Consider the following 6,345-nt stretch of genomic DNA (forward strand, 5'->3'; position numbering starts at 1 on the left):
AAAGAGGAGATCAATGAGTAAGAACCCTCCCCCCACGAGCCCGACATATTTCTTGGATCACGACAGCCCCGAAGTCCAGGAATTCATTGATCGGTCGCTGCCGGACCGAGAAACGACGTTGCGGGAAAAGGCCGTACTTCTGCACGATGCTGTACGGGATGGCATCCGCTACGAAGTGTACGATGCCGATCTGACCAGAGAAGGTATGAAGGCCTCGTCGGTCATCCGGCGCGGAAAAGGTTTCTGTGTTCACAAGTCCCTGGTCTACGCAGCTGCGGTCCGGGCTGTAGGCATACCGTCCCGTCTGGTGTACGGCGACGTATGCAACCACCTGGCCTCAGAACGCCTCCTGAGCCTCATGGGTGGCAATGTGTTCACCTTCCATGCTCTGGTCTCCGTACACCTGGACGGAAAGTGGATACACGCGACTCCAGTGTTCAACGAGCTCCTGTGCAAGCTCTACGGAATCAAACCTCTGTCATTTGACGGTTACCGGGACAGCTACAGTCATCCCTTCGATTCGCAAGGGCGCCGTCACATGGAGTTTCTCAGATGGAGGGGTCAGTACGAAGATTTTCCATACGAGACAGTGGTGGGGGGAATCGCTGATAACCACCCCAAGCTTGTCGGATCGCAGCTCATGACCACTAAGGGGTCATTGATCGACGATGCCCGTCAGGAAGTAAGGAAGAGGGGGTAAACACTGTGACCAGAAGCGGAATCAGAGAAATTGTTGTATCAGACGAAGTTCTGGCCGCTACCTCCCAAGGTGGACCAGTCGTGGCGATGGAGACCTCGGTCGTCTCCGGGGGGAGCTATCCACAGAACCTGGAGACGGCGCTATCCGTGGATCAGTGCGCACGTGACGAGGGCGCTCTGCCTGCGCGTGTCGCCGTCATCGACGGAGTCTTCCGTGTAGGTATTACCAATGACGAGCTGGAACGGCTGGCCAAGGGTAGTGATGACAGCAAGATCAGCACACGTGACCTCGCTGTCTCCCTCAACAGAGGACGTACTGGAGGAACGACCGTTTCGTCCAGCCTTATCGGAACGGTCAGAGCCGGCATACCGGTATTCGCCGTCGCCGGTATCGGCGGTGTACACCGGGGTGCGGAGACGTCATTCGATATCTCACCAGATCTCACCGAATTCACACGTTCCCCGGTCGCGGTCGTGTGCGCCGGAGCTAAGTCCCTGCTGGATCCGGCTCTGACCTTGGAGTACCTGGAGACGATCGGTGTTCCTGTCATCGGATACAGATCCGATGACTTTCCCGGTTACTACACCCGGAGCACTGGTTGTCCTACACCCTTCAGAATCGACTCCCTGAAAGAAATAGTCGGGGTTATGCACGAACACTGGGAAATGGTTTCCCGCTCCGCTGTGCTCGTCACCCAGCCGATCAGTAAAGAGTGGAGTATTGACGCTGACTTCTTGAACCGTATGGTTCATGATGCGCTTGAGGAAGCCAAGTCTGAGGGTGCTTCCGGCCCTGAGCTCACGCCTTTTGTTCTTTCCGCTATTGCGAGAGCGACCGAAGGAAGCAGCAGTCTGGTAAATCGGGCTGTTCTGGAGTCCACCACTCGATTGGCCGCCCAGCTCGCCGTGGATGAGGCAGCCGCACGGCCGGCGGAGATTTCTGGGAGTGCAGGCAGGATATGACGGGTATCAAAGGTTTGCTCCTGGACTTGGACGGCACTCTGATGGACACCCCGTCAGCGATCCTCGAGGCATTCAAGGACGCCTGCGATTCGCAAGGCGGAGGACCCCTGCCTCCCCATGCGCGATCGCTCATCGGGAAACCCCTCGAATCCATTTTCCCAGTCCTTCTGCCACAAGGAAGCGAAGCGGTTTGGGAAGACGCCAGAAAGGTCTTCCGGGCGTCCTTCGCAGAGCGGACCCTGCGCCGTGCCCCCTCGTTGGTTTTCCCTGGGATCAGAGACATTCTGGAACATTGGAAAAATGAGAGCGTCCGGATCGCTGTCGTTACCAGCAAGATCACTTCTAGCGCCAGAGAATTGCTGGATGCAAGCGGTCTGGGGCCTCTCATGGACGAGGTCATCGGGCATGACCAGGCCCACCGGGGGAAACCGCACCCTGACCTGGCACTCCTCGCCGCGGACCGGTGGGGCATGGCAGCTGAGCGCTGTCTCGTAGTGGGAGATTCCCCCGACGATATCCACATGGCTGTCGCAGCAGGAATGCCTGCGGTCGGCGTCACGTGGGGAGTCGCTGACCCGGGGACACTGCACTCCGCGGGAGCTGCGGCTGTCGTCCGTGATGTTCCAGATCTCGCACGGCAGATGCGCTTCCTCATTACAAACACTGCTGAAAAGACTAAAACATGAGTACTACCCTGAACGCACCGGGTTCCGTGCATAAAATCGGCGCTCTCGCCGTGCTCTGCCTGGCACAGTTCCTCATCGCACTTGACTATTCGATCATCTACGTCGCTCTGCCGAGTGTGGGCGCGGAGCTCGGTCTCTCTGCTTCCCTTCTGCAGTGGGTGGTCAGCGCCTATGCACTGCTGTTCGCCGGCCTGCTGCTGGTCGGGGGGCGTGTGTGCGACAGGATCGGTGCCAAGCAGGTCTTCCTGGTCGCGATCATCGTGTTCGGCCTGGCGAGCGCCGCCGGCGGTTTCGCGCAGGACGGCCTCGTCCTGCTCATGGCCCGTGGTGTGCAGGGCCTGTCCGCGGCCTTCCTTCAGCCGGCGATCATCGGTTTGATCAGTGCCATCTTCGAGGCGGGGAGAGACCGCTCCCGGGCCTTGGCCATCTGGGGCGCCGTCGGTGCTTCTGGTCTGGCTGTGGGGGTTGTCCTCGGCGGTGTCCTCACCGCGTTTTCGTGGCGTTGGACGTTTTTCATCAACGTTCCGCTGACACTGCTGGCCGCTCTCGGCGGTCTGCTCTGGCTGGTCGCCAAAGTCCAGGGCCAGCGCGGGTCCAGGATCCCGCTTCCCGCGGCGATTCTGGGCACCGGCGCTCTTCTGTCGCTCGTCATCGGACTCACGCTGATCGCCGACCCCGGCTCCTCCTGGGCGTATGCCGGGATGTCTCTGCTGGTGGCCCTCGTCCTGGGGGTCATCTTCCTCATCAACGAGGCCAGGTCCAAGAACGTGATGGTGGACCGGTCCCTGCGCCGTATCCCGTCCTTGGGCGCCGGAGTGTTGGCCACATATCTGTACATGGCCAGCGTGGGATCGGAGTTCTACCTCGTCACCCTCCTGCTCCAACGGTTGGAAGGGTTCACCCCGTTCCTCGCGGGCCTGGGCTTCCTGCCCCTGGCGGTGATGGTAACCGTAGGGAACATGGTGGCTGGACGGACTGTGGAGCGCTTTGGCCCGGGAGTGACACTTACGGCAGGATTCCTCCTGAGCACTGTCGGACTCGTCCTTCTCGCTCTCATGCTGGGCGAGGGGTCCTACGTCACCCATCTCCTTCCCGGCCTCCTTCTCAGCGGTTTCGGGCATGGAGTCATCTACACCTCCATGTTTGTTATCGGTACCCGTGACGCGCCTGAGGCCCATCAGGGGAGCGCCGGTGCGCTGATGACCACGTCGCAGTACCTGTCCGCAGCGGTCACGGTCGCGCTGCTCACGATCGTTCTGGGCACCACGCCCGGAGAAGTCGAGTTCCGATGGGCGTTCCTGGTGACCGCGGCGTTCGCCGGGGCGGGGATGGCCGTCGCGCCTTTGCTCTTGCGGCGCAGGAAGACGAAGAAGCAGTCTGTCGAGGTCCAGGTATGAAGACGAGTTTTGGAATCCTTGTCATCCACAACGACCCGGTCCCCGAGGCGGAGATCTGGTCCTCGGTCGACTCCGGGACGCAGGTGAACACGGCCAGGTTCTGGACGCCGCGCCCCTTCGGTACGGAGTTCACCGGTCTCGATTTCGATCAGCTGCTTTCCGAATACGCGGTGGAGACGGCCGCACGCCAGTTGGGAGAGTTGCGCGTAGACGCACTGGGGTACTGCTTTACCAGCAGTAGCGTCTTCGGCGGCTGCGAATTCGATCAGCTCTTCTCGGAGCGGGTGGGAGAGATTACGGGTGGGATCCCTGTGGTCACGGCTGGCCAAGCGATCCGGGAAGAACTGAACGAGTGCGGGGCAGAGAAGGTATCCATTCTGTGTCCGCCTTGGTTCAGTGACACTACGGTGAAATACGTGTCGGAGTATCTTCCGGTTCCGGTTCAGCAGGCCATCAGGTTCGAGCTCCCCTCGGAGTGGGATGGGATTGAGCGCCCGGATCTGTTCGACCTCGGCGCGGTCCATGCCGTGGGCCAAAATGAGCTGGAAAGGCAGATCATCGACCAGCTGGAACCCGGCTCCGAGACTCTGGTGATCCCCGGAAGCGGTTTTCCCAGCCTGGAGGCTGCCCGGCGCCTGTACCGCTCCAGGGGGCTGAAGGTAGTATCCGCGAATTCTGCTCTACTGCAAGCAATGTACAGGAGGGTTCCTGGATAGTATTTTCTCATAAGAATTTAATGGCAAGCGGGCGCGAACTCGGGCATGTAGGGTCAGGCTGCTGAGGCGCGACTGGTGTTGGTGATGTGGCTTGTTCCTGTGTCGGCCGGGCACTGCTCGGCCGGCTCCCGGGTGCGACGGGGCACGGTGCGCGTGTTCTCCAGAGGTACCCCTCCAGCCACCATGGCACCGATTGCGCTCTCCGTGGCACTGGAGCGCCTCCGTCGCGGCTGTAGCGACGGCCACCGGACCCTGGGGAGCCCGTTCCCTCAAGCAAATAAACTTAACTGCGAGGCAATGAATAAATAACAGTAATATTTGTCGATAGGCTCCGCAATATTTAGTGCGAATCGCGGGGGCACGGGTCCTCGGCCGCCGATGAAGAGGCTGCCGGGGTAAGGAATTTTATGGTACAGCAAGACAGGGCGCTCCGTACGCGCAAGAATTTGTTGGACTCCTCAGGGGTCGAGTTCGACAAGAATGGCTATCTTGCGACGAGGCTGGTGGATATATCAGCGCGCGCCGGTGTTACACGGGGGTCATTGTACTTCCATTTCGAGTCCAAGGCTGATATTGCGAAGGCCTTGATTCTCGAAAACTGTGAGAAATGGGCTCAGTACGTCCCCGTTCGGAGGAAGCAGGGGTTCTATGGGACTGAGCTGCTGATGTTGTTCGCGCACGATCTGGTTCTTGGATTTCGCGATGACACGTCCAGCAGGGCGGCTATATGCCTCATTAAGAACAGTGAGCATATCGAGAAAGATGTGCCGTCGCCGTTTCCGGGCTGGGTGCGTGAGGTGCGCGACCTTCTGGTTGAGGCAAAAGAGTGCGGCGAACTGGGAGCGGACGTCGATATCGACAGTGCCTCCTGGCTTGTCGTAGCCAGCATTTTCGGCATCCAGGAGATGGGAGACCAGTTGGAGCAGAGAGAGAACATCTGTGAACGGTTGGACTCCCTGTGGCTCTACCTTCTCCCAGGGCTGGGCGTGGCCGATCCTGCCGGACACCTTTCCAACGTGATCGCCGCCGCCTGACCGCTGAAGTCAGCCGTGAGGGCCTTGCGTTCGTAGCGGTGACGGAGACGACGGCATCCAGCCAGCCAGGCCGTGGTGCGCTCGACCTGCCGCCGGTACCGCCCCAACTCCCTTGCGGGGCAGGCGGTGGACGATTCCGCGGTTGCTGAGCCAACGGCGCGGATGGGAGTCGCCGCGGTCCTCGTCCCCGTGCGGTTAGGACGGTTCGCGCCGCCGAGGGCCACGACGGGAACGGCTCTGGCCGCATTGATCACCGGTGTCAGGGCGGTTCCCGCGCGCTTCGGAGCCCTTCCTGATTTTCACGGCGCCTGAACTGCGGCGATACGGCCATCGTGGCGGCCTGCGAGGGCCGGTTGGTTGGACACGCCTCTGACCCGCGTCCTGCCCGGGAACGGTGTACGGACCGGGCCGCTGATCATGCTCCACCCAATACGCTCCGTGCGATCGGGCGGCGGGGAAGCGGGAGTGTTCGAGAAGGAGCCGAACCTCCACGGCCCGGACCTGCGGTGACGTTCTGCGCACCGTGGCTGTGGAGGTCAGCGCAACGAGAGATCCCCAGGTCATTGACCTGGGGATCTTCTCTGTCCAGTGCCTGAGGGGACTTCGACCATCCCCCGCACGGGGCGAACCCCCGCGGTGCCCGCGTGGCCGTCCATACCCGAGCCCTCCGCCGCCCCACGGCGCGGGGGCCGGGGCCAGCCCGCCCCGGTGGTCCACGGCGACGGCCGCGTCTCGGCCGTAGACGGTGGGCGCGGGCGGCCTTGACCCGTGCTTTGGCCCGGTTGTTCGATCCCTTCTGCTTGCGGGACAGGGCCTTCTGGGTCTTCTTCAGCCTCTTCCCGGCCCGGCG

Annotated in this window: 6 protein-coding genes and 1 pseudogene; 6 read left to right on the plus strand and 1 reads right to left on the minus strand. The window is 61.4% G+C overall.

Annotated features, from left to right (window positions below; genetic code table 11):
- The first annotated feature begins 13 nt into the window (after positions 1-13).
- From AC0T5L_RS13620 to AC0T5L_RS13645, 6 genes are all read left to right on the plus strand, one after another.
- Positions 14-700: a transglutaminase-like domain-containing protein gene (locus AC0T5L_RS13620; RefSeq protein ID WP_476165797.1), complete on the plus strand. Its 687-nt coding sequence runs from the start codon at positions 14-16 to the stop codon at positions 698-700.
- A gap of 5 nt (positions 701-705) precedes the next feature.
- Complete coding sequence (locus AC0T5L_RS13625) at positions 706-1,662, plus strand: pseudouridine-5'-phosphate glycosidase (protein ID WP_476165798.1); 957 nt, start codon at positions 706-708, stop codon at positions 1,660-1,662.
- The gene (locus AC0T5L_RS13630; protein ID WP_476165799.1) at positions 1,659-2,348 is read left to right on the plus strand and encodes an HAD family hydrolase; all 690 of its coding nucleotides are present in this window, start codon (positions 1,659-1,661) and stop codon (positions 2,346-2,348) included. Before AC0T5L_RS13625 ends, AC0T5L_RS13630 begins: the two co-directional genes overlap by 4 nt.
- On the plus strand, positions 2,345-3,745 hold the full coding sequence (locus AC0T5L_RS13635) for an MFS transporter (RefSeq protein ID WP_476165800.1): 1,401 nt from the start codon (positions 2,345-2,347) through the stop codon (positions 3,743-3,745). The genes AC0T5L_RS13630 and AC0T5L_RS13635 overlap by 4 nt, the downstream gene beginning before the upstream one ends.
- Positions 3,742-4,461 carry an aspartate racemase/maleate isomerase family protein gene (locus tag AC0T5L_RS13640; protein WP_476165801.1) on the plus strand — a complete coding sequence of 240 codons (720 nt, stop codon included), beginning with the start codon at positions 3,742-3,744 and terminating at the stop codon, positions 4,459-4,461. The genes AC0T5L_RS13635 and AC0T5L_RS13640 overlap by 4 nt, the downstream gene beginning before the upstream one ends.
- 407 nt (positions 4,462-4,868) lie before the next feature.
- Positions 4,869-5,495 carry a ScbR family autoregulator-binding transcription factor gene (locus tag AC0T5L_RS13645; protein WP_476165802.1) on the plus strand — a complete coding sequence of 209 codons (627 nt, stop codon included), beginning with the start codon at positions 4,869-4,871 and terminating at the stop codon, positions 5,493-5,495.
- A gap of 20 nt (positions 5,496-5,515) precedes the next feature.
- Here AC0T5L_RS13645 and AC0T5L_RS13650 read toward each other — a convergent pair.
- Positions 5,516-5,611: pseudogene (locus tag AC0T5L_RS13650) on the minus strand (IS5/IS1182 family transposase); the annotation flags it as partial.
- Positions 5,612-6,345: the final 734 nt, after the last annotated feature.

The organism is Nocardiopsis sp. TRM 82005, assembly GCF_056312425.1.